Here is a 23,063-nt window from a genome sequence, read left to right as displayed (position 1 = left end):
GCCCGCGCCCGCCGAGCCCCCGCCTGGTCCGTCCGGACCTGCTTCGTCGGCGCCCGCTTCGCCGGCACCTGGTTCTTCCACGCCCGCCCCGTCGCCGTTCGCCCCCGCCCCGTCGTCGCCTGCTGCGTCGTCGCCCGCTCCGGGGGCCGACGTGCCCGAGGTGGCGGCCGGCGGTGTCGCGGCCGGTTCGGCTGCGGAAGGCGCCACGCCCCCGCCGCAAGCTCGGAGCGACTTCCCGTTCTCGCGGCCGATCACCGGGATGATCCCGAAGCTGAAGCCGCTGACGGGCGCGATCGCGCGTGTCGTCCACCCCCAGGCCGCGACGCGTACGCAGGGTCCCGCGACGCCGCCGCCCGCCGGGGTGCCGCTCGCGGGTGGGCGGCCGGGGACGGTCGCCCCGTCGTCGGGCGTGCCGGTCGGCAGCGCAACGGCGCCCGGTGGTCCCGCCGCGCCCGGTAGCGCCGCGGCGCCCGGTGCCGCAGGTCCCGGTGGTCCCGCGGCGCCCGGTGGTCCCGCGGGTCCCGGCGGCGCCGGGGCGCCCGGTGGTATCGGCCAGTTCCCGCTCCCGCCGCAGGCCGACCGCCCGTCGCGCCGCACGCCCAAGACGCTGCTCGGCGTGGGGCTGGGCGTCGTGGCGCTCGTCGCGCTGTTCGCGATCATCGCGGGCGTGCAGGCGGGTGCTGTCCCGAACGGGGTGCGGGTGGCCGGCGTCGACATCGGCGGCCAGTCCCGCGACGAAGCGGTCGCCACGCTCGACCAGGCGCTCGCGCCCCGTGCCGAGAAGCCGGTCGGTCTTGTCGCAGGAGGGGCCGAGTCCACGCTGAAGCCCGCCAAGGCGGGCCTGGCCTACGACGCCGAGGCGACCGTCGACGAGCTCACCGGCTACTCGCTGAGCCCGGCACGGATGTGGCAGCACTTCTTCGGGGCAGACGACGCGGAGCTCGTCCTCGCCGTCAACGAGAAGAAGCTCGGCAGCGCCGTGGACGGCCTGGAGGAGTCCATGGCCGTCAAGGCGTCCGACGGTGCGGTGGCGTTCAAGGAAGGGGCCCCGCAGGCCACGCCGGCCAAGAGGGGCTCCAGGGTGGACGCCGCCGGGGCGCAGGCCGTCATCACCGAGAACTGGCTGCGCGCCGAGCCGCCCTTCACCCTGCCGACGCGGGAGGTCGACCCGGAGATCAACCAGGAGGCCGTCGACGCCGCGATGAAGACGGCGGGGAAGGTGGTCTCGGCGCCGGTGACGGTCGCGGTCGCCGGGCAGAACGTGGAGCTCACCCCGGCCGACCTGTCGGCCCTCGGGAGCTTCACCCCGGCAGGAGGCAAGCTGCAGCTCCGGTTCGACCGGGAGCGGCTCGTGGAGATGATCGTCGAGCGGAGCTCGGACCTCATCACCATCCCGAAGGACGCGCACTTCGTGTTCGCGAACGGCAAGCCGCAGGTGGAGGGCGGGGGCTCCGGCACCACGCTGCAGCCGAAGGAGGTCGGCCAGGCGGTGAACTTCGCCTCGCGGAACAACGACCGGACCGCCTCGATCGAGCTGCACGAGCAGGACCCGGAGAACACCAAGCAGGCGCTGGAAGGCCTCGGCGTCAAGGAGATCGTCTCGGAGTTCTCGACGCCGCTGACCGCGGACAACGTCCGCACGAAGAACCTGATCCGCGGCGCGGAGATGATCACCGGCGACCTGGTCAAGCCGGGCGAGACGTTCTCCCTGATCAACGCGCTCTCGCCGATCACGGAGGCGAACGGGTACGTGGCGTCCGGCATCGTCAGCAACGGCGAGCACGTCGAGGGCGTGGGGGGTGGCCTCTCCCAGATGGCCACGACCAGCTACAACGCCGGGTACTTCGCCGGGTTCGAGGACGTCGAGCACCGCCAGCACAGCTTCTGGTTCCCGCGCTACCCGGCCGGCCGTGAGGCGACCATCTACGTCGGCGCGCTCGACATGCGCTTCATGAACGACACGCCCTACGGCGCGGTCCTGCAGTCGTTCGTCAGCGGCGGCAACCTCACCGTCCGGATCTGGAGCACCAAGCACTACGAGGTGAAGACCAGCGACAGCGGGCGCCAGGACGTCGTGGAGACGTCCCCGGTGAAGAACAACGACAGTGCGTGCGAGCCGTACCCCGGTGGCGAGAGCGGCTTCACGATCTCGAACTTCCGCCAGGTGTTCCTCAAGGGAGACCTGGTCAAGGACGAGACATACACCTGGACCTACAAGCCTGACAACCCCGTGCAGTGCACCAAGGGCGGCGGCTGAAGGCGACGGACAGATGACGCGGGAGCCTGCTCGGGGCAGTAGGTTCGGGACCATGCTGGGACGTGATGAACGAGAGTCCTCGGCGCACGCGCTGCTCGCCGCGCGTGCGCAGGGATGGTCCACCGAGCCCGTCGAGCTGCTCGACCTGGGCACCACCACCGATACCCTCGCCACGGTCGCGAGCATCGCCGACCTCGCGGCGGTCGTGCACCTCGGGCACCCCGACCAGCCGGCCCCCGGTCTGGAGCGTGCGCTGCTGGAGGGCGTCCCGTCGCTGATCGTGACGGCCGCGGTGGCGGTCGAACCGGAATGGGTCTGGGTCGCCGCGGGCGGTAGCAACGGGGGCCAGGTGGTCGTCGACGAGGCGGGCCTGCGTGACTGCGCGGGGGTGCTGCGCGCGCTCGGCGTGCAGCCGCGCCTGGTCCCGACCCGCACCCCGATCGCCGAGCGGGTCGCGCTCGCCGGGTCGGGGGGGTCCTTGGTCGTGGAGCGGTCCCGGGTGCCGGCGGGCTTCACCGAGCTGCCGGACAGTGCCTCCCTCGCCGAGCGCGGGCCCGTCTGGTACGGGCTGCTCCAGGCGCGCGAGGAGGCGCCGGAGTTCACCGCGCCCGCCCAGGTGTGGCTGGCGTTCGGCCCCTACGACGACCACCGGGGCTCCCTGCAGCCCACGCTCGCCGTCATCGCCGATGCCGGGATCGACCTGCAGCACCTGCGCAGCCAGGCGTCGGTCACGGGGCCGCACGTGTTCTTCACGTCGTTCTCGTGCCCGAGCTCGGCGGTGCTGTCCGCCCTCGTCGCCGAGCTCGACACCCGTGGCATCGCGCACCGTACGCTCGCCGTCCTGCCGGGCGCGACGTTCGATCCCGGCCCCGACCAGGCCCGGCCGCGGTGGGCGGACGACCTGTGAGCGACGGCCTGCGCGCCGCGTACCTCGGGCCGGAGGGAACCTTCACCCATCAGGCGGTCCTCGAGTGGCTGGCGCTGCGCACGAAGGGCGACGGCGCCGTCCCCGGTCCGGACGGCACAGTCCTTCCAGGGGCGACGGCGGTCACCGGCGGGCCTCCCGCCGTCGCGCCGCTCGCGACCGTGCCGGACGTGCACGACGCCGTGTCCGCGGGCACGGCCGACGTCGGGGTCGTCGCGATCGAGAGCTCCGTCGAGGGCTACGTGGTGCCTTCGCTGGACGCCCTCGTCGGGAGCCCGGACGTGGTCGCCGTCGACGAGGTGGTGCTGGACGTCTCCTTCGACGCGTTCGTCCGCCCGGACCACGGCGAGCTGCGCGAGGTGAGCGCCCACCCGCACGGCCTGGCGCAGTGCGCGCGGTTCGTGGCGGACAGCGGGCTGCATCCGGTGCCGTCGTCGTCCAACGCGGCGGCCTGCCGCGACGCCGGGCCGCACACCGTCGCGCTCGGGCCGTCGCTCTGCGGCGAGCTCTACCGGCTGGACACCCGCGCGCGCGCCGTCGAGGACTTCCGGGGCGGACGCACCCGCTTCCTCGTGCTCGCCCCGCGCGACGCCGCGAGCGAGCACCTGGCCGCCGCCCGCGAGCGGGGAACCACGGCGTGGCGCACGATGCTCGCCGTGACACCCCACCGGGTGGGCCCGGGCGTGCTGGCACGGATCACCGACACGTTCGCCCGCGCGGGCGTCAACATGTCGAGCCTGATCACGCGTCCGCTGAAGGCACGGCAGGGGCAGTACGTCTTCGTCATCACCCTCGACCAGGCGCCCTGGGAGCCCGGCGCGCACGCCGTGCTGTCCGACCTGCTGGCCGCGGGCGACTCCCTCAAGACGCTCGGGGTGTTCCCCGCCCCGGACCTCGACGTCGACGGCACGCTCGACCCGGACCACGTCCCGGTCGGCTCGGTGACCGCGGGGGCCGACGCCGCCGGGATCGCCCGGGAGCTGCTGTGGTGACCTCGGTGGGCATCGTCGGCCTGGGCCTGATCGGCGGGTCGCTCGCGCGGGCGCTGGTGGCCGCGGGCGTGCCCGTGATCGCCACCGACCCGTCCGAGGACGCCCGTGTCGCGGCCCGGTCGGCGGGCCTGCAGGTCGCCGCCGACGCCGCCGCCTTGTGCGCGAACCGTCCGGAGCTGCTCGTGCTGGCGGTGCCGCTGCGGGCGATGCGGGCGGCGGCCGACGAGGTGGCCGCCGCGATCCACGGCGCGGCCGGCTGGGACCCGATCGTCATCGACGCGGGGTCGGTGAAGGGGCCCGTGCGGGACGCGATGCGGGACGCCGGGCTGGCCGGACGGTACGTCGGTGCGCACCCGATGGCGGGGACCGAGCACAGCGGGTTCGACGCCTCGTTCCCGGACCTGCTGCGCGGCATCCGGTGGGCGGTGACGGTGGTGCCGGGCGGCGCGGGGGCCGGTGCGCCCGGACCGGCGCGGGACACGGGCCCGGCGACCGACCCCGACCGCCTCGCCGCCGTCCTGCGCCTGATCACCGGGCCGCTTGGCGGCACGGTGACCGTCCTGACCGACGACGCCCACGACGAGGCGGCGGCCCTCGTCTCCCACGTGCCGCACGTGCTGGCGGGCGAGCTCCTCGGGCTGGTCGCCGGCGCTCCGGTGCGCGACGTGGCGGCCGGGCTGGCCGCGGGGTCGTTCCGCGACGGGACGCGCGTGGCCCACGGCGACCCGCGCCGCACGGAGGCGATGGTCACGCAGAACGCCGCCTGGGTGGCGCCGGCGCTGCGGCTCGCGGCCCGCGACCTGGAGATGCTGGCCGAGGCGCTCGACACGAACGCGCCCACGGGCTGGTTCTTCGACCGGCCGGAGCCGATGCGCGCGCGGCGTCCGGGGCAGGCGAACGGGCCGCGCACCGCGGGCGGTGTCAGGGACATCCCGGTCCGCGAGACCGAGCCGCCGCCCGAGCAGCGCGTGCCGCTGGACGGCGACTGGCCGGCCGCGCTGCTCGAACGGTGCGCGGCGGGCGCCGTCGTCGTCCTCCTGGAACGGGAGACCGCGGTGCTCACCTGAGCCGGCCCGCCCGGCCCCGGTGCGCGGCGGAACAGCGGACGGGCGTGCGGGGCGGCGCGGCTCGACGGGGTCGCCGCCCGGTACGGCTAGCCGATGGCCTCGGCGACGGCCCTGGCCGTCGTCCTCCCGGTGAAGAGGCAGCCGCCCAGGAAGGTGCCCTCCAGGGCGCGGTGGCCGTGGACGCCACCGCCGCCGAAGCCCGCCGCCTCGCCGACCGCCCACAGGCCCTCGACGGGCTCGCCGGTCGGATGCAGGGCGCGTCCGGACTCGTCGCACCAGATCCCGCCGAGCGTCTTGCGGGTCAGGACGCTCAGGCGTACGGCGAGCATCGGGCCGTCCGACGGGTCGGTGAGCGCACGGGGCGGCGCGACCCGGATGCGGCGGTCCACCCAGAACGACCGGGCCGCCCGCGTGGCCACCACCTGGGGGTCCTTGCCGAGGCCGGTCAGCACCTGTGCGTCGCGGGCGGCGACCACGTGGGCGAGCGCGTCGGCGTCGATGTGACCCTTCGCCCCCGGCGTCGCCGCGGTGAGGGCGTTCATGCCCACCGCGAGCTCCTCCGGTGTCGCCCCCCAGACGAACTCGGGCGACGCCTGCGCGAACGTCCGGACGGGGACGGCCTTCCCACGCACACGCTCGATCAGCTGCGGCACGGACCTCCCGGTCAGGTCCGGGTTCTGCTCGGAGCCCGACAGCGCGAACTCCTTCTCCATGATCGTCTGGTTCAGCACGAACCAGGAGTGGTCGTCGCCGCGGCTCGTGATGTGCCGGAGCGCGCCCAGGGCGTCGAAGCCAGGGTAGAGCGGGGCGGGGAGGCGGCCGCCGTCGGCGTCGATCCAGAGGGAGCTCGGGCCGGGCAGGATGCGGATGCCGTGGTCGGTCCAGACGGGCGAGTGGTTCGCGATGCCCTCGGGGTAGTGCCACATGCGGTCCTCGTGGACCAGCGCCGCGCCCGCCTCGCGCGTGATGCCGAGCATGAGCCCGTCGGTCGAGTCCGGTACGCCCGACAGCATGCGCGCGGGCAGCCGGCCCGCCGCCTGGGGCCAGCGGGAGCGGGCGAGGCCGTGGTTCGCGCCGATGCCGCCCGAGGCGACGACGACGGCCTGGGCGCGCAGCTCGACCTCGCCCGTGACCTCGCGGGACGACGGTGTGCCCCGGCCGGAGAACGGGGCGCCCGCCGGGGCGTCGTCGGCGGCCAGGATCTGCGCGCGGACGCCGGTCACGGCGCCGTCGGCGCTGAGCACCTCGACGACCCGGTGGCGGAAGCGGACGTCCAGCAGGCCGGCGCGCTCGGCCTCGTGCGCGACGGCGACGAACGGTTCGAGGATCCCCGGGCCGGTGCCCCAGGTGACGTGGAAGCGGGGCACGGAGTTTCCGTGGGCGGTGCCGGGGCCGGTGGCGGGGTAGCCGCCGCGCTCCGCCCACTGCACCAGCGGGAACCAGCTCACGCCCAGGGAGCGCAGCCAGGGGCGCATCCCGCCGGCGGCGAACTCGACGAAGCTCTTCGCCCAGGCGTAGCCGTGCCGGTCAGGGCCGGTGCCACGGTCGGCGCCGTCGGCGAACTGCGCCGAGCCGAGCCAGTCCGCGAACGCGAGGTCGGCGCTGTCGCGCACCCCGAGGCGGCGCTGCTCGGGGGAGCCGACCAGGAACAGGCCGCCGAACGACCACCACGCCTGCCCGCCGAGCGAGCGGGCGGGTTCCTGGTCGACGACGATCACGCGCTTGCCGGCGGCAGTCAGCTCCGTTGCTGTGACCAGGCCGGACAGCCCTGCGCCCACGACGATGACGTCGGCCTCGACCGCGCCACCACCAGTCGGCGAGGCGTTGCTGGAGACGGGTTCAGGCATGGCGGAAGGGTAGCCGGAACCAGGGGGCGAACGGGAGGGCCCGGCCGTGATGCGGTGGCCGGTCCCCGCGCGCGAGGGGCGTGACGTCGTGGTCGGCCGATGCGTGCGATATCACTCCCGTGAACTTCCCGGGACATGGCGCGAGCGCTAGATTAATGGGTAAAACTTCACATACACGAAAACTTCGTCTACGTGAGAAATAGGAAGATGGTGGGGTTCGGCATGGCCATGAAGATCGCTTCCGTGCTGGCGGTGCCGGTCCTGATGATCGGCGCCACGGGCGCATACCTCGTCTCGGACGCGGCGGCCGACGCCGCGGCGGCCGAGCAGACCAGCGAGCTCGTGTCCGCGCTCGAGCACGGGGACGAGGTCCTCGCCGCGCTCGCCTCCGAGCAGGCGCTCGCCGTCTCCGCGTCGCGGGCCTGCGACGCCGGCGAGCCGTGCATCGCCACCGTGACCACGACCTCGTCCGCGCAGCAGCGCACCCGCACGGCTCTCGCCGTGCGCGACCAGGCGTTCGAGTCGCTCGAGACCGGCCTGCTCGACGAGCGCGTCCCCGAGGCGATCGACCAGACCCTGTACGACCGCAAGGAGATCTGGACCGTCCAGGAGAAGGCCGCCGCGGGGACGCTCGCCGAGCAGCAGGTGACCAAGGCGTTCGCCGTGTTCCTCGACGACGCCACCGAGGTGGCCGAGGAGGTCGTGCGGACCGGCCACGACCGCGAGCTCACCGACCTGGTCGAGGCGTACCAGCGCACCAACGAGCTCCTGCTGACCAACACGTACGAGCGGGCGCTGTTCGGCAACGTCCTGGCAGCCGTGGCCGCGACGAGCGCCGGACCGCACGACACCGTCGTGCTGCGCGTGATCGAGCAGATCAACCTGGCCGACTTCCAGTACGTGGCGGCGCAGGAGGCCCTGGACCGGATCCCCGCCGACTACTCCCTACGGCCCATGGACGGCTCCTTCGGCACGGTCCGCACCCTGGTCGCCTCCGGCACCACGGAGGGCTGGAGCCCTGCCCTCGGCCGGAGCTTCACGAACGAGTCCGCGGCCTGGCACGCGGACACCACCTTCGTGCGGGACGCCGTCCGCGCCGACGCCGTCGACCTCGCGGCAGGCCGCGCCGAGGCCGCGCACGACCGCGTCGTGGCCACCGCCGTCGCCACCGGAGGGGCGCTGCTCCTCGTGGTCGCCATCGGCGTCACCGTGCCGGCCCTCGCCGGACGCCGCGCCGCCGCCACCACGCGAGAGGTGGTCGTCCTCGAACCGACCGAGGTCTGAGCGCATGCCACGATGGGCCCATGGCTGCGTCGTCAGAACCTCAGGACCAGGGACACCGGGCAGCGGACGGTGCCGTCGAGGCCACCCCGCAGCGTGTGGCCGGCGACCCCGGACCACGCCCCGTCGTCCGGCCGCTCAAGCAACCCACCAGGCACCGTAGCCACGTGCCGCCCCTCGGCGTGCACGCCACCCCCGACGGCGGGATCGACGCGGCCGTCCTCGCGTCGCACGCCACCGCGATGGACCTGTGCCTCATCGACCCCGACGGCGACGGCGGGTTCCGCGAGCGCCGGATCGAGCTCGAAGGCCCTGTCTACGGCGTCTGGCACGCCCACGTGCCCGACGTCGCCCCGGGGCAGCGCTACGGGTTCCGCGCCTACGGGCCGTGGGACCCGGAGGCCGGGCTCCGCCACAACCCGGCCAAGCTGCTCGTGGACCCCTATGCCCGCGGACTCGTCGGCGACGTCGTCCATGCCCCCGAGGTCCTCGGCTCGCCCGCGGACCCGGACGCCGACACCCTGCGCGCCGACCCCTACGGGCCCCCGGACGACCGCGACTCGATCGCGCACGTGCCGCACGGCGTCGTCGTCGGCCCGCTCCCGCCGCCCCCGCCCCACAGCCGCCCCCGCGTGCCGTGGGCCGACACCGTGATCTACGAGGCGCACGTGCGCGGCCTGACCCTGCGCAACGAGGAGATCCCCGAAGAGCTGCGCGGCACCTACGCCGGGCTCGCGCACCCCGCGACGATCGACCACCTCACCTCGCTCGGCGTCACCACGATCGAGCTCCTCCCGATCCACGCGAGCGCCACCGAGGCGCGGCTCGCTACCCAGGGCCTCACGAACTACTGGGGCTACAACACGCTCGGGTTCTTCGCTCCCAACAGCACCTACGCCACCCGCGCCGCCCGCGACGCCGGCCCCGAGGCCGTGCTCGACGAGGTGCGCGGCATGGTTCACCTGCTGCACGAGGCCGGCATCGAGGTGCTGCTCGACGTCGTCCACAACCACACCTGCGAGGGCGGCGACGACGGACTGCACGTCTCCTTCCGCGGCCTCGACAACCCCGTCTACTACCTGCACGACGGCGCGATGCCCGCGGCGCTCGCGGACGTCACCGGCACGGGGAACTCGCTGGACTACCGCCGGCCCCGGGTCATCCAGCTCGCGCTGGACTCGCTGCGCTACTGGGCGCAGACGATCGGCGTGGACGGCTTCCGGTTCGACCTCGCCGTCACGCTCGGGCGCGGGAACGGCGGCTTCGACCCCGACCACCCGTTCCTCGTCGCGCTGCAGACCGACCCGGTGCTGTCGGGGCTCAAGCTGGTGGCGGAGCCGTGGGACGTCGGTCCGGGCGGCTGGCAGACCGGTAGCTTCCCGCCGCCGCTCGCCGAGTGGAACGACCGGTTCCGCGACGCCGTGCGCGGGTTCTGGCTGGAGGCGCCCCGGCAGGGGTCGCACGGCGAGCCGATGCGCGGGCTGCGGGACCTCGGGACCCGGCTGGCCGGGTCCGCCGACCTGTTCGGTCCGGGCGACCCGCCGCTGGTGCGCGGGCCCGTGGCCTCGATCAACTACGTGACCGCCCACGACGGCTTCACGCTCGCCGACCTCGTCGCCTACGAGCACAAGCGCAACCAGGCCAACGGCGAGGACAACCGGGACGGCACCGACAACAACCGGTCCTGGAACCACGGGCTCGAGGGCCACACCCCGACGGGCGACGACGCGACCGAGGAACCCTGGGAGGCGATCGTCCCCCTGCGGCGGCGCTCGCAGCGGAACCTGCTCGCGATGCTCCTGCTGAGCGCGGGGACCCCGATGCTCACGGCCGGCGACGAGTCCGGCCGCTCGCAGGGCGGCAACAACAACGCGTACGTGCAGGACAACGAGACGTCCTGGCTGCCGTGGAAGCTGGACGCCGCGAGCGAGGACCTGCTGGCCACGACCCGGTTCCTGTCGGGGCTGCGGCGGGCGCACCCGGCGCTGCGTGCGGAGTCGTTCTTCCTGGGTACGCCGCGGCCGCACGAGCCCGAGCCCGACCTGCTGTGGTTCGCCGGGTCGGGGGAGCTGATGGACCCGGAGGCGTGGAGCACGGACGGCCGCCGGGTGCTGCAGATGCTGCGCTCCGGGCCGGGTGCGCAGGACGCGGACGTGCTGCTGGTGATCAACGGCGGGCTGTCCGACGTCGTCGCGACGCTCCCGCCGGCGCCCGGTACGGGCCGGCGCTGGGACCGGGTCTGGGACTCGGCGTGGGACCGCCCGGAGCCCCCGGACGCGGCCGAGGGCGAGTGCGGCCGCACGACGACGCTGGACGCGCTGAGCGTGCAGGTCTTTCTCACCACGCCGGTCCCCTGACGACGGTTAGGGTTCTGCCATGCGCATCGTCGTCACGGTCAAGTACGTCCCGGACATCAACACGGACCGGGGCTTCGAGGATTGTCGCGTGCGTCGCACGCCCGAGGAGGGCACCCTCAACGAGCTCGACGAGAATGCCGTCGAGGCCGCCCTCCGGCTCGTCGAGGCGGCGGGCGAGGGAGAGGTCGTCGCGGTCACCGTCGCGCCGCCCGCGGGCGACGCCGCCCTGCGCAAGGCGTTCCAGCTCGGCGTCGAGCGCGGCGTCCGCGTGTCCGACGACGACCTCGCCGGCGCCGACTACTTCGGCACCGCCGCCGCTCTGGCGGCCGCCGTCCGCAGGCTGGAGGAGGAGGGCCCGGTCGACCTGGTGATCACCGGGATGGCAGCGCTCGACGGCCTCGGCTCCGTCGTGCCGACGCTGCTCGCGGCCGAGCTCGGCCGGCCCGCGCTCACGCTCGCGAAGCAGGTCGGCGTGTCCGGCGGCATCCTGTCCGTCGTCCGCGAGCACGACGACGTCACCGAGGAGCTCTCCGCGCCCCTGCCCGCCGTGCTGTCCGTCACCGACACCGCGAACCAGCCGCGCCTGCCCAACTTCAAGCGCATCATGGCCGCGCGGAGCAAGCAGGCCGAGGCGTGGACGGCGTCGGACATCGGGCTGGACGTGCCCGCCCCGCGGACGCGGGCGCTCAGCGCCGGGCCGCGCCCGGAGCGGGCCGAGGTGCGGCTCGTGAACGACAAGGGTGAGGGCGGCAAGGCCCTGGCCGACTACCTCATCTCGAACGACCTGGTCTGAAGGGAAAGCACGATGACCAACCGCACCACCCTGGTCCTGCTCGACCCGGCCACCGAGGTCCGCACCGGCGTCCTGGAGCTGTTCACCGTCGCCCGCGGGCTCGGCACCGTCGAGGCGGTCGCGCTGGAGGCGCCCACGGTCGAGGTGCTCGCCCAGCTCGAGGCGTACGGCGTCGAGACCGTGCACCAGGCCGAGTTCTCCGACCTGTCCGGGAACGTCGTCAAGGGCGACGAGCGGCACCTGCCCGTCGTCGTCGCCGCGGCGCTGGCCGCCGCCGTGCGCCGCACGGACGCCGACCTGGTGCTCCTGCCCAGCAGCTTCGCCGCGAAGGAGGCGGCCGCGCTGACCGCGCACGCCCTGGACGCCGGCCTGATCATCGACGCCGCGGGCGTGTCCGAGGACGACCACGGCGGGATCGTCGGATCGAAGCGCGTCTTCGCCGGGTCGTGGGACACGGCCTGCGCGGTGACCACCGACGTCGCCGTGCTGACCGTCCGCGCGAACGCCGTCCAGCCCGTCCCGGCGGACGCCTGCGTGAACACCGAGACGGAGCCGCTCGTCGTCGAGGTGCCGGAGCTCGCGGTGACGCTGGCGTCACGCGAGGTCAAGCCCCGCGCGGACGACCGGCCCGCGCTGGACGAGGCGGCGATCGTCGTCGCGGGCGGGCGCGGGACCGGCGGCGACTTCGCCCCCGTCACCGACCTGGCGGACGCGCTCGGCGCCGCGGTCGGGGCGTCCCGCGACGCGGTCTTCGAGGGCTGGTGGGACACCTACGTGGGGCAGACGGGCGTCACGGTCGCGCCGCGCGTGTACATCGGCGCGGGCATCTCCGGCGCCCCGCACCACCGGGGCGGGATGCAGGCCTCCCAGCACATCGTCGCCGTGAACAGCGACCCGGAGGCGCCGATCTTCGAGATCTGCGACTTCGCGGTCGTCGGCGAGCTGGCCGACGTCCTGCCCCAGGCGGCGGAGGAGATCCGCAGGCGCAAGGGCTGAGGCCCCGCCGCCTCCGGCGGGAGGCGGCGGGGAGGCGGGTCAGTGGCGGCCGCGCTTCTTGTACACCTGGACCGTCGAGGGGCGGGGGCCGCGCCACGACCCCACCGGCACCCTCTCGCCCTCGCCCAGGTAGTCCGGGAAGTACGACGTCTGCTCCGCGAACGAGCCGTCGTCGCCCGGGTGCTGGACGTTGACGTACACCATCTGGTCGCGCACGTCGACGAGCGGGCCGCAGGCCTCCCCGCCGCGCGGCACGGAGAGGAACTGCTCGACCTTGCCCCGCCTGCGGCCGGTGAGCGTCACCCGGAACACCCCGTCGCAGCGCCCGATCGAGGACGGCTGGCCGTCGGTCGAGATCCAGAGGTTGCCCGACTGGTCGAACGCCACGTTGTCCGGGCAGGAGATCGGCGACACCTTGCTCGCCGGGAAGCCCGAGAAGTAGGTGGAGTCGTTCTGGCTCGGGTCGCCGGCCACGAGCAGCAGGTTCCAGGTGAAGCGCGTCGAGGTCTGGTCGCCCTCGACGATCTCCACGACGTGGCCGTCGCGGTTCTGGTCGCGCGGGTTGGGCTCGTCCGCGGCCGCACTGCCGCTCGTGCCGCGGTTCGAGTTGTTGGTGCAGGCCACGTAGACGTTGCCGGTGAAGGGGTTCGGCTCCACGTCCTCGGGGCGGTCCATCTTCGTGGCGCCCACGGCGTCGGCCGCGAGGCGCGTGAAGAGGAGGACCTCCTCGACGGACATCCCGGCCACGGCGGAGGCGCCGTCGACCACGAGCGGCAGCCACTCGCCGGTCCCGTCGAACGCACCGTCCGAGGGGACGGCGCCCGAGCCGTCGATCTCCTCGGCCGGTGAGTCGCCAGTGAACCGGGCGACGTACAGGTCGCCCTCGCTCAGGAGCGTCTTGTTGTAGGCGCGCGTCGCGGCCCCGTGGCCGTCGCGCATCGCGTTCCTCGAGACGAACTTGTACACGTAGTCGAACTGCTCGTCGTCGCCCATGTAGGCCACGACCCGCTTGTCCGGCGCGATGACGACGTTCGCGCCCTCGTGCTTGAAGCGGCCCAGGGCCGTGTGCTTCACGGGGGCCGCGGTCGGGTCGTACGGGTCGATCTCGACGACCCAGCCGAAGCGGTGGTGCTCGTTCTCGTAGCCGGGGTTCGAGGTGTCGAAGCGCGGTTCGTCGAGCTCCCAGCCGTAACGGGTGGCACCCGAGGAGAGGCCGTAGCGGGTGTCACGCGGGTCGCTGCCCGGCACCCGGAAGTAGCCGTGCCAGTTCTCCTCGCCGGACAGCACGGTGCCCCACGGCGTCGTCCCGCCGGCGCAGTTGTTCAGCGTGCCGCGCACGGTGGTGCCGGCCGGGTCCTCGACCGTCTTCATGAGGTCGTGACCGGCCACGGGGCCGTCGACGGCGAACTCGGTGCCCAGGTGGACGCGACGGTTCCTCGGGGCGACCCGCAGGTAGGTCCACGGCCGGCCGGTGTGCTTGCGGACCACCTCGACCACCGACATGCCGTGGGCGGCGCGCTGCACGGCGCGCTTGGTCGCCTCGTCGTACGACTCGTCGAACATGATCTCCGGGTTCGTGTACTCGTGGTTCGTCACGAGCAGGCCACGGGTGCCGCGCCGCGTCTCGACCATCGAGCGGATGTGCCGCGGGTCCGCCGGGAGGATGTCCAGGTAGTCGACGTTGTACCCGAACTGGCGCTTCTGCTGCTCCTCGGACTGCGCGGACACGTCGAACGCGTGGCCGCCGGGCAGGATCGGGTCGCCCCAGCGGATGATCGGCGCCCACTCGTAGCCACGGGGGACGACGACGTCGTCGACGGTCCGGTCCTGCGTGTCGATCGGGCCGAAGGAGATCCCCTTGCCGTGCCCGTGCCCGTGCCCGTGGCGGCCGCCGGCGAGCGTCGCGGCAGCGGCCGGCTCCGCGCCGACGGCCTCGGCCCCGACGACGACGGCGCCCGCCGCCACCGCCAGGCCACCCAGCATGACGCGGCGCGACAGCGCCCGGGAGGCGACGTCGCGGAAGTACTCGTTGGCGCTCACGTTAGGCGCCGGGTGCGAGCACTGGTCGGCGCACTTCCAGTAGCAGGTGGCCGCGGAGCGCTTGCCGCGGGCGTAGTGAGGAGTGGCCGCGACCTGCAGGAGCGGGCGCGACTCGGGAGAGATCGTCATCGTGGTGACTCCGGTCTGCCTTGGGGGCGGGGGGACGGACTCCGACGACGTTATGAGCGGGCCGTGACCGACTCCCCACGGCTCCTGGGCGCTCAGGTGAACAGCAGGTGACCCGCCGGGTCGACGTCGCGCCAGCCGAGGTCCGTCAGGAGCGCCGCCGCGCCCCGGGAACGCAGGCCCCGCTCGCACACCACGACCACCGGCGCGTGGGTGGGATGGTCCGCCAGCACGTCGGGCAGGTCCCCGGCGGCGAGCGCCTCCAGGTCGGCGCGGACGGCGCGGGTCCCCGCGGGCAGGCGGGCGGGCAGGCGTCCGACGTCGACCACGAGCGCCCCGGGAGGGAGGCCGGCGGCCCGGGGCGGCCCGGTGCGCTCGCGGCGGTCGGCTCTCGTGGCGGCGGCCGTGCCGCCGTCGGCCCGCGGCCGGGGCGCGGCGAGCGGGATCGTGTCCCAGGCGGAGGTCCGCGCGTCGTACGCGAGGATCCGCCCGAGGGCGACGTCGCCCGTCCCGGTGATCAGCTTGACCGCCTCGACCGCCATGGCCGAGCCGACGGCGCCGCACGCCGGGCCGAGCACGCCGACGGTCTCGCAGGAGTCGCCCTCGGGCGGCTGCGGGCCGAAGACGTCCGGGTAGGTGAGGGCGCGGCCGTCGGGCGCGGCGGACCACCACACCGCGACCTGGCCGTCCCAGCCGAGCACGGTCCCCCACACGACGGGCATGCCGAGGGCGGCCGCGGCGTCGGACACGGCGTACCGGGTGGCGAACGTGTCGGAGCCGTCCACGACCAGGTCGTAGCCGGCCAGCACCTCCCGGGCGTTGGCGGCGTCGAGGCGCAGCCGGTGCTCGGTGACCTTCAGCCCCGGGCCGCGCAGGGCCCGGAGCGTGTCGGCGGCCGACGTCGTCTTGGGCCGGCCGGTGTCGTCGGGGCCGTGCAGCACCTGGCGCTGCAGGTTCGACGGCGCGACGTCGTCGTCGTCCACGACGCCCAGCGTGCCCACGCCGGCCGCGGCGAGATACTGCAGCACCGGGGACCCGATCCCGCCGGCACCGATCACCACGGCCCGTGCCCCGGCGAGCCGTGCCTGCGCGTCGGGGCCGAACCCGTCCAGCAGCAGGTGCCGCGCGGCGCGCTGCCGCTCCTCGGGCGGCAGGTCTCCCCGGACGGGCACGAGCGGCGGCAGGGTGGTCACGGGTCCATTCTGCCTGCGGCGCGGGTCCCGGGAAGCAATAGCACCCTTTTGCGGTTCGTAGACTTGATGGACGTGACTGCCTCCCTGACCGAACCCGTCGTCGGGCGTCCGGCCGGCTCCGCGCCGCCGTCGGACTCGGGCGCCTACCTCGACCACGCCGCCACCACGCCGATGACCTCGGCGTCGCTGGCGGCCTTCGTCGAGCACGCGCACCACACCGGCAACGCGTCGTCGCTGCACTCGGCCGGCCGCGCGGCCCGGCGCACGGTCGAGGAGGCCCGCGAGACCGTCGCCGACGCGCTCGGCGCGCGCCCCAGCGAGGTGATCTTCACCGCGAGCGGCACCGAGGCCGACAATCTCGCCGTCAAGGGCATGTTCTGGGGCCGCCGCGCCGAGGACAAGCGCCGCACCCGCATCCTGGTCTCCGCCGTCGAGCACCACGCCGTGCTCGATCCCGCCTTCTGGCTCGCCGGGCACGCAGGCGCGCAGGTGGTCCTCCTGCCTGTCGACGCCGAGGGCCGCCTCGACCTCGACGCCCTGCGCACCGAGCTCGCCGAGCACGCCGACGAGACCGCGCTCGTCTCCGTCATGTGGGCGAACAACGAGGTCGGGACGGTACAGCCGGTGCAGGACGTCGTGCGGACCTCCCGGCACCACGGCATCCCCGTGCACGTGGACGCCGTCCAGGCCGTCGGACAGCTCGACGTCGGCTTCGCCGCGTCCGGGGCCGACGCGCTGACCGTCAGCGGGCACAAGCTCGGCGGCCCGGCAGGCGTCGGCGCCCTCCTGGCCCGGCGCGACCTCCCGCTCGACGCGGTGCTGCACGGCGGCGGCCAGGAGCGCGGCGTGCGCTCCGGGACGCTCGACGTCCCCGCCATCGCCGCCTTCGCCGTCGCCGTGCGTGACGCGGTCGCGGGCCGCGAGGCGAACGCCGCACGCGTCGCCGCCCTGCGTGACGAGCTCGTCGCCCGCGTGCGCGAGGTCGCCGGGGACGCCCTCCTGTGCGGCCCGGACCCGCAGGACGACCCCGCAGCCCGCCTGCCCGGCAACGCCCACTTCGCCTTCCCGGGCGTCGAGGGCGACTCGCTCCTCTACCTCCTGGACTCCGCCGGCGTGCAGGCTTCCACCGGGTCCGCCTGCCAGGCCGGCGTACCGCAGCCTTCCCACGTCCTGCTCGCCATGGGCGTGGCCGAGACCGCCGCGCGCGGGGCGCTGCGCTTCTCGCTCGGCACCACCTCCACCGAGGCCGACGTCGAGCGTCTCGCCGCCGCGCTGCCGCAGGTCGTCGAACGAGCGCGAGCCGCCGGGCTCGTGGGAGGTGAGCGCGCATGAAGGTCCTGGCAGCGATGTCCGGCGGTGTCGACTCCGCCGTGGCCGCGGCGCTCGCCGTGGAGGCGGGGCACGACGTCGTCGGCGTGCACATGGCCCTGTCGCGCAACCGTGACCAGTTCCGCAGCGGCTCGCGCGGCTGCTGCTCGATCGAGGACGCCGGCGACGCCCGCCGTGCCGCCGACGTGCTCGGCATCCCCTACTACGTGTGGGACCTGTCGGAGACGTTCGAGGAGACCGTCGTGGCCGACTTCCTCTCCGAGTACGAGGCCGGCCGCACCCCCAACCCCTGCGTGCGCTGCAACGAGCACATCAAGTTCGAGGCCCTGCTCGACAAGGCGACCGCCCTCGGGTTCGACGCCGTCGCGACCGGCCACTACGCCCGGATCGAGACGCGGGACGACGCCGCCCGCCCCGGCGGCGTCGCACGTGAGCTGCACCGGTCCCCGAACGACGAGAAGGACCAGTCGTACGTGCTGGCCGTGATGGGGCCCGAGCGCCTGGCCCGGGCGATGTTCCCGCTGGGCGGCTTCGCCACCAAGGACGAGGTCCGTGCCGAGGCCGCCGAGCGCGGCCTGTCCGTCTCCGCGAAGCCGGACTCCTACGACATCTGCTTCGTCGCCGACGGTGACACTCGCGGCTTCCTGCGCGACCGGCTCGGGTCGCGGCCGGGTGCCGTGGTGGACACGGCAGGCGCCGTCGTCGGCGAGCACGACGGCGCCTACTCGTTCACCGTCGGGCAGCGCAAGGGCCTTGGGCTCGGGCGCCCGGCCGCGGACGGCCGCGCCCGCTACGTCGTCGACGTGCAGACCTCGACGAACACCGTGGTGGTCGGCCCGGCCGAGCTGCTGAGCGTGAACCGGATCTCCGGGGACAAAGCGATCTGGTTCGAGGGCGTCCTCGACACCGCCGTGTGCGACGACGACGGCTGGTTCCCGGCCGACATCCAGATCCGCGCCCACGGCGCCCCGGTCGCCGCCCGGATTCGCGCGGCGGGACCGGCGTCGGACCCGGGGGCCGCGGCGCGCGGCATGGAGATCGAGCTGACCGGCACCCCGCTCCGCGGGGTGGCGGCCGGCCAGTCGGTGGTCGCCTACGCGGGCACCCGCGTCCTGGGCCAGGCCACGGTCACCTCCGCCTGGCGCGCCTGACCCCGTCCCGAGCCCCGGGACGGCGTCAGGCTGGTGCGAGGCGGTTCCAGAGGAACGTCCAGTGGGTCGCCGCCATGTAGGCCGCCTGGGCGTTGTCGGCGGCGCCGCCGTGACCGCCCTCGATGTTCTCGTAGTAGGTCACGTCCTTGCCATGGGCGAGCATGAGTGCGGCCAGCTTGCGTGCGTGCCCCGGGTGCACGCGGTCGTCCTTGGTCGACGTCGTGAACAGCACCGGCGGGTACTCGCGCGCCGCGGAGAACAGGTGGTACGGCGAGAAGGCCCGCAGGAACTCCCAGTCGTCCGTGTCCGGGTCGCCGTACTCGGCCGTCCAGGAGGCGCCGGCCAGCAGGTGCGAGTACCGCTTCATGTCCAGCAGGGGCACGCCCACGATCACGGCGCCGAACAGCTCGGGGTACTGCGTGAGCATGTTCCCGGCGAGCAGCCCGCCGTTGGACCGGCCCTCCATCCCGAGGCGTCCCGGCTCGGTGATCCCGGTCGCCACGAGGTCCCGGGCCACGGCCGCGAAGTCCTCGTACGCCCGGTGCCGCTTCTCGCGGAGCGCGGCCTGGTGCCACCCCGGCCCGTACTCGCCCCCGCCCCGGATGTTCGCCACGGCGTACACGCCGCCACGCTCCAGCCAGGCGCGCCCGATCGTTCCCGAGTACCCCGGCAGCAGCGCGATCTCGAAGCCGCCGTAGCCCCACAGGAGCGTCGGGGCGACGGCGTCCCCGTCGAGCACGTCGGCGCGGCCCACGAGGAAGTAGGGCACGCGGGTCCCGTCGTCGGACGTCGTGAACCGCTGCCGGGCGACCAGGCCGTCCGCCCCGAAGCGGGCCGGGGCCGCCTTGAGCGGCGTGGGCGCCGCCTGCTCGCCGCCGGGGCCGACGACGGTCCCGAGCCCCAGCGCCGGCGGTGTGAGGAAACCCGCGGTGGTCACCCAGACGTCGTCCGAGTCGACGGCGTCGACCGAGCTGACGCCCACCGTCAGCAGGTCCCCCGACACGGGGAGCTCCGACCGTGCCCACGGCACGCCGGCCACGGCAGCCGCGCCGTCCGGCCCGCCGGGCACCGCCGGCGGCGTCAGTACGTGGGGCCGGTTGGAGACGTCCTCCAGCACGTTGACCACCAGGTGGTGGCGGGTCCAGGTGATCCCGGCGAGCGACGCGGCCGGCGTCGGCTCGAACAGCAGCGTCAGGTCCCGCGACCCGGCCAGGAACGCGTCGAACGGGGCAGCGAGCAGCGACCCGGCCCGGTAGGTCACGGCCGTCCCGTCGCCCTGCGCACGCGCCGCGCCGACCGGTCCCGCCGGGACCTCCCAGTCGTCGCGCAGCCGCACCAGCAGCCACTCCCGGTGCGTCCCGACGCTCGCCGAGTCCGGCACGTCGATCCTCGTCAGCTCCTGCTCGGGCGTGCCGACGCCGGTCACCAGCCAGGTCTCGCTCGTGAAGAACGTCGGGTTCCGCACCACGAGGTCGCGCTCGAACCCCGGCGTGCGCGACCGGCGTGGCCACACGGCCACGTCCTGCTCGTCGCCGGCGAACACCGTCACCGCCGCGTCCAACGGCGTGCCCCGGCGCCACAGCTTCGCGATCCGGGGGTAGCCCGCCGTCGTCGTCGTGCCCTCGCCGAGGTCCGTGGACAGGTACACCGTGTCCTCGTCGACCCAGCCGAGACCGCCCTTGGCGGCCGGTCGGACGAACCCGCCCTCCGACGCCGGCACGAACCGCTTCTCGACGAGGTCGAACTCGCGGGTGACGTCCGAGTCCGACCCGCCCGGGGAGAGGTCCACCAGCGCCCGCCGCCACGGCTCGCCCGCGGCCAGCCGCTCCGGGGAGGGCCGCAGCAGGGAGGCGCCGTGCCACACCCAGCTCTCGCCCTCCTGCGCGGCCAGCGCGTCGAGGTCGAGGACCGTCTCCCAGTCGGGCCGGTCGGTCGCGTACGACGACGGCGTCGTGCGTCGCCACGTCCCGCGCACGTGCCGCGCGTCCCGCCAGAAGTTGTAGTAGTGCTCCCCGATCCGGGACACGTGCGGGATCTTGTCCTCGGCGTCGAGCACCTCTCGCACCTGCTTCTCGAGCTCGTCGAACAGCTCGCCGCCGAGCGCGTCGGACATCCGTGCGTTGCGCTCGCGGACCCAGTCCAGGGCCGTGTCGCCGGAGACGTCCTCGAGCCAGGTGTACGGGTCCTCGGACGGGTCGATCGGGGTGCTGGGTACAGCGGTCATGGGGGAACCATATCCGTCACTGTTTTTGGTCGGCCCAGGTGCGTCCCGGGCAGGCTCGTCCGAGGGGAAAATTCCAGATCACACCACCATTGAGGGGTACCGCCGGATTTCGTCCTGTGGTAGAACTCAGTGCTTGAGGGCTGCTTCGCCCTCATTGCGCCGCGTAAGCGACGAAGGCCCGGGATGCGCCTTTCTCGCTCGCGCGGTCCCGATGACGAAATCCAACATGGGGGGACCGGCTCAGTGAGCTCGACGTCTTCTACACCGCCGAGCGGGCTACGCCAGGTTGCGCCCTGGGTCAGTGTCGCCGGTGTCGCCGCCTTCGTCCTGGTGGCTCCCGCTCTCTACACCGCACAGTGGGGCGGCAAGACCCTCGGCTGGGTCGTGGGTGTCGCCGCTATCGTCCTGACCGTGATCGCCGCGGTCGTCGCGCAGCGCAGCGCGCGGACCGACGTCGCCGAGGGGCAGCACTACGTCCACCGGGCGCACGCGTTCGAGAAGATCGCCGAGGAGCGCCGTGCCGCCCTCGACGCCCTCGTGACGCAGCAGCTGCCCGCGTTCCTCGCGAACGACCCCGTCCCGCCGCTGCCGCGGATCGACGACGACCACGCGCTCAAGCGCATGGAAGAGGCCGGCATCGCGCTGACCCAGGTCCAGGAGGAGCGGGTGGCCCGGCGCGACGCGGTCCAGGTCGCCGTCGTCTCGCTCGGCCGCAAGGTGCAGGCCTCGGCGCACCGCATCCAGGAGGAGGCGTCGCGCATGGTGCAGCGGCACTCCACCGACCCGGACATCCTGCAGACGTCGATGCGCGTCGACCACGCGGCCGCGCAGCAGGCACGCCAGGCCCAGAGCCTCGCCGCGCTCTGCGGCGAGTGGCCGGGCCAGCAGTGGAACGAGCCGCTGCCGCTGCCCGACGTCGTCCAGGGCGCCGCGGGGCGCATCACCGCGTTCCACCGCGTCGAGGTCTCCGGCGACCCCGGCGTCGCGGTCTCCGCGCGGATCGTCGAGCCGCTCATCCACCTGGTCGCCGAGGTCCTGGCGAACGCCACGCAGTCGTCGCCGCCCACCACGCAGGTGCTCGTCGCGCTGCGTCAGGTGCAGCGCGGCGCCGTCATCGAGATCGACGACTGCGGCGTCGGTCTCGACGCCAAGCAGCTCGACCAGGCGCGCGACATCGCCTCCGGCAAGAAGCAGGTCAGCATCACCGACCTCGGCGAGATCCCGCAGACAGGCCTCGCCGTCGTCGGCACCTACGCGCGCCGGCACGGGTTCCGCGTCGACATCACCGAGTCGGTCTACGGCGGCCTGCGTGCGATCGTGATGATCCCGGGCGAGCTGACGGAGCCCGTGGCCCCGTCGACCATCGGCACGAGCGGCGACACCGCCGTGCGCGTCCCGTCCGTCCCGACGACGCCCAGCCTGCCCAGCCGCGGCACGACGAGCAGCGCGGCGACGGCGATCGCCGACGTCGTCGCGCCCAGCGAGCTCTCCACGATGGCCGGCACGGCCGCGCCCGTGACGAGCGAGATCCCCGAGCAGTCCGCCCCGACGAACGGCACGTCCTCGTTCACCGCGACGTCCGCGCCGCTCGAGCGGGAGGCGTCGTTCGACCAGGCCACGCCGATCGCGGACGCCGTCTCGGACGCCGCGGCGACGTCCGCCGTCGACGAGAAGGAGTCCACGCTGATCGATGAACCATGGTCCAGGCCGACGCCGATGCCGACATCGGCGACCGCTGTCGAGCGGGCGCTGCCGGACCTCGAGACACCGTCGCCGGGATCGCCGGCGACCGAAGACATCCGTCCCGCCACCGGCACGGACGATGACGAGTTCCCAGAGCCGATTGCCCTGCCGCAGCGGCGCTCACGTCGCGAGGAGGCAGCAGCCATCGAACCGGTAGTGCCCGGGGAGTCCAACGGCACCCCCAGCCGGCGCGCCCGGCAGCAGACGGCCGAAGAGGCCGGTCAGTGGATGGGGGCCTTCTTCAGCGTGGACAAGACGCCTGAGAACGCATCTGACAGCAGCGATCCGTCGGCCGACGCCGGCGCCACCTCGGAGGACCACCGATGACCACGCAGGCCGAAGGCATGACACAAGCCGACGAGAACAGTTGGATGCTCGAGCTCATCAGCGGCGTGCGCGGTGTACGCCACGTCGTGGTGCTCACGTCGGACGGCCTGATGAAGGTGCGCACCGACCAGACCCCGCTCGACGTCGCGGACAAGGTGTCGGCGGCCTGCGCCGGACTGGCCGCATTGGGAATCGGAATGGCCAGGGAGTTCGGCACCGGCGACACGATCCGTCAGGTGGTCGTGGAGTTCGAGGGCGGTTTCCTGTTCGTCCGCGGCGCCGGGGACGGTTCCCGGCTCGCCGTGGTCACGGAGACCAACATCGATCCGGCCCTCGTCGCGCAGCAGATGCAGGCGCAGGTCCTGATGATCGGGGAACGCACCCTGGGTACCGAAGCCCGGGACAACTGACCTCA

The 23,063-nt window shown here is 74.0% G+C and carries 16 protein-coding genes; 12 read left to right on the top strand and 4 right to left on the bottom strand.

Features of this window, described 5'->3' with window-relative positions; translation table 11 throughout:
* Positions 1 to 259: 259 nt before the first annotated feature.
* From ACYU96_RS07055 to ACYU96_RS07040, 4 genes are read left to right on the top strand one after another with little or no spacing between them, the layout of a single operon-like run.
* Positions 260 to 2,257 (top strand): VanW family protein, encoded by a 1,998-nt coding sequence (locus ACYU96_RS07055; RefSeq protein WP_460750832.1) that lies wholly within the window; start codon positions 260 to 262, stop codon positions 2,255 to 2,257.
* A gap of 52 nt (positions 2,258 to 2,309) precedes the next feature.
* Positions 2,310 to 3,164, top strand: a complete 855-nt coding sequence (locus ACYU96_RS07050; protein ID WP_460750829.1) for a hypothetical protein — start codon at positions 2,310 to 2,312, stop codon at positions 3,162 to 3,164.
* Complete coding sequence (locus tag ACYU96_RS07045; protein ID WP_460750826.1) at positions 3,161 to 4,174, top strand: prephenate dehydratase; 1,014 nt, start codon at positions 3,161 to 3,163, stop codon at positions 4,172 to 4,174. Before ACYU96_RS07050 ends, ACYU96_RS07045 begins: the two co-directional genes overlap by 4 nt.
* The gene (locus ACYU96_RS07040; protein ID WP_460750824.1) at positions 4,168 to 5,241 is read left to right on the top strand and encodes a prephenate dehydrogenase; all 1,074 of its coding nucleotides are present in this window, start codon (positions 4,168 to 4,170) and stop codon (positions 5,239 to 5,241) included. Before ACYU96_RS07045 ends, ACYU96_RS07040 begins: the two co-directional genes overlap by 7 nt.
* An 86-nt stretch (positions 5,242 to 5,327) precedes the next feature.
* Here the strand turns inward: ACYU96_RS07040 and ACYU96_RS07035 are convergent, their stop codons facing one another.
* Positions 5,328 to 7,088, bottom strand: coding sequence for an FAD-binding dehydrogenase (locus ACYU96_RS07035; protein WP_460750821.1), 1,761 nt, complete (start codon positions 7,086 to 7,088; stop codon positions 5,328 to 5,330).
* A gap of 192 nt (positions 7,089 to 7,280) precedes the next feature.
* Here ACYU96_RS07035 and ACYU96_RS07030 point away from each other — a divergent pair, with 192 nt between their 5' ends.
* The 4 genes from ACYU96_RS07030 to ACYU96_RS07015 are packed head-to-tail and all read left to right on the top strand — an operon-like array spanning position 7,281 to position 12,515.
* Positions 7,281 to 8,372, top strand: coding sequence for a hypothetical protein (locus tag ACYU96_RS07030; RefSeq protein WP_460750818.1), 1,092 nt, complete (start codon positions 7,281 to 7,283; stop codon positions 8,370 to 8,372).
* A gap of 20 nt (positions 8,373 to 8,392) precedes the next feature.
* Positions 8,393 to 10,726 (top strand): glycogen debranching protein GlgX, encoded by a 2,334-nt coding sequence (glgX, locus tag ACYU96_RS07025; protein WP_460750815.1) that lies wholly within the window; start codon positions 8,393 to 8,395, stop codon positions 10,724 to 10,726.
* Positions 10,727 to 10,745: 19 nt separating this feature from the next.
* The gene (locus tag ACYU96_RS07020) at positions 10,746 to 11,519 is read left to right on the top strand and encodes an electron transfer flavoprotein subunit beta/FixA family protein (RefSeq protein WP_460750812.1); all 774 of its coding nucleotides are present in this window, start codon (positions 10,746 to 10,748) and stop codon (positions 11,517 to 11,519) included.
* Between the two features lie 12 nt (positions 11,520 to 11,531).
* Positions 11,532 to 12,515 (top strand): electron transfer flavoprotein subunit alpha/FixB family protein, encoded by a 984-nt coding sequence (locus ACYU96_RS07015; protein WP_460750809.1) that lies wholly within the window; start codon positions 11,532 to 11,534, stop codon positions 12,513 to 12,515.
* Positions 12,516 to 12,554: 39 nt separating this feature from the next.
* Here the strand turns inward: ACYU96_RS07015 and ACYU96_RS07010 are convergent, their stop codons facing one another.
* Both ACYU96_RS07010 and ACYU96_RS07005 read right to left on the bottom strand, forming a co-directional pair.
* Complete coding sequence (locus ACYU96_RS07010) at positions 12,555 to 14,684, bottom strand: PhoX family protein (protein ID WP_460750806.1); 2,130 nt, start codon at positions 14,682 to 14,684, stop codon at positions 12,555 to 12,557.
* 92 nt (positions 14,685 to 14,776) lie between these two features.
* Complete coding sequence (locus ACYU96_RS07005) at positions 14,777 to 15,874, bottom strand: ThiF family adenylyltransferase (protein WP_460750803.1); 1,098 nt, start codon at positions 15,872 to 15,874, stop codon at positions 14,777 to 14,779.
* A gap of 84 nt (positions 15,875 to 15,958) precedes the next feature.
* Between ACYU96_RS07005 and ACYU96_RS07000 the strand changes: the two genes are divergently transcribed.
* Positions 15,959 to 17,206 carry a cysteine desulfurase family protein gene (locus ACYU96_RS07000; RefSeq protein WP_460750914.1) on the top strand — a complete coding sequence of 416 codons (1,248 nt, stop codon included), beginning with the start codon at positions 15,959 to 15,961 and terminating at the stop codon, positions 17,204 to 17,206.
* Positions 17,203 to 18,354: a tRNA 2-thiouridine(34) synthase MnmA gene (gene mnmA, locus ACYU96_RS06995; RefSeq protein WP_460750800.1), complete on the top strand. Its 1,152-nt coding sequence runs from the start codon at positions 17,203 to 17,205 to the stop codon at positions 18,352 to 18,354. The genes ACYU96_RS07000 and mnmA overlap by 4 nt, the downstream gene beginning before the upstream one ends.
* 25 nt (positions 18,355 to 18,379) lie before the next feature.
* Here the strand turns inward: mnmA and ACYU96_RS06990 are convergent, their stop codons facing one another.
* Positions 18,380 to 20,578, bottom strand: coding sequence for a prolyl oligopeptidase family serine peptidase (locus ACYU96_RS06990; RefSeq protein ID WP_460750797.1), 2,199 nt, complete (start codon positions 20,576 to 20,578; stop codon positions 18,380 to 18,382).
* Between the two features lie 330 nt (positions 20,579 to 20,908).
* Between ACYU96_RS06990 and ACYU96_RS06985 the strand changes: the two genes are divergently transcribed.
* Positions 20,909 to 22,648 (top strand): ATP-binding protein, encoded by a 1,740-nt coding sequence (locus tag ACYU96_RS06985; RefSeq protein ID WP_460750794.1) that lies wholly within the window; start codon positions 20,909 to 20,911, stop codon positions 22,646 to 22,648.
* Positions 22,645 to 23,058, top strand: a complete 414-nt coding sequence (locus ACYU96_RS06980; RefSeq protein ID WP_460750791.1) for a roadblock/LC7 domain-containing protein — start codon at positions 22,645 to 22,647, stop codon at positions 23,056 to 23,058. The genes ACYU96_RS06985 and ACYU96_RS06980 overlap by 4 nt, the downstream gene beginning before the upstream one ends.
* The last annotated feature ends 5 nt before the right edge of the window (positions 23,059 to 23,063 follow it).

It is taken from the genome of Myceligenerans cantabricum (assembly GCF_054777735.1).
The sequence above is the reverse complement of the archived record's forward strand: the minus strand, read 5'-3'. Positions and strand labels throughout refer to the sequence as shown.

Bases quoted from the DNA above. Each gene is read 5' to 3' on its own strand.
- ACYU96_RS07055 (WP_460750832.1), top strand. From the start codon at position 260: ATGATCCCGAAGCTGAAGCCGCTGACGGGCGCGATCGCGCGTGTCGTC.
- ACYU96_RS07050 (WP_460750829.1), top strand. From the start codon at position 2,310: ATGCTGGGACGTGATGAACGAGAGTCCTCGGCGCACGCGCTGCTCGCC.
- ACYU96_RS07035 (WP_460750821.1), bottom strand. From the start codon at position 7,088: ATGCCTGAACCCGTCTCCAGCAACGCCTCGCCGACTGGTGGTGGCGCG.
- glgX (WP_460750815.1), top strand. From the start codon at position 8,393: ATGGCTGCGTCGTCAGAACCTCAGGACCAGGGACACCGGGCAGCGGAC.
- ACYU96_RS07020 (WP_460750812.1), top strand. From the start codon at position 10,746: ATGCGCATCGTCGTCACGGTCAAGTACGTCCCGGACATCAACACGGAC.
- ACYU96_RS07015 (WP_460750809.1), top strand. From the start codon at position 11,532: ATGACCAACCGCACCACCCTGGTCCTGCTCGACCCGGCCACCGAGGTC.
- ACYU96_RS07010 (WP_460750806.1), bottom strand. From the start codon at position 14,684: ATGACGATCTCTCCCGAGTCGCGCCCGCTCCTGCAGGTCGCGGCCACT.
- mnmA (WP_460750800.1), top strand. From the start codon at position 17,203: ATGAAGGTCCTGGCAGCGATGTCCGGCGGTGTCGACTCCGCCGTGGCC.
- ACYU96_RS06990 (WP_460750797.1), bottom strand. From the start codon at position 20,578: ATGACCGCTGTACCCAGCACCCCGATCGACCCGTCCGAGGACCCGTAC.
- ACYU96_RS06980 (WP_460750791.1), top strand. From the start codon at position 22,645: ATGACCACGCAGGCCGAAGGCATGACACAAGCCGACGAGAACAGTTGG.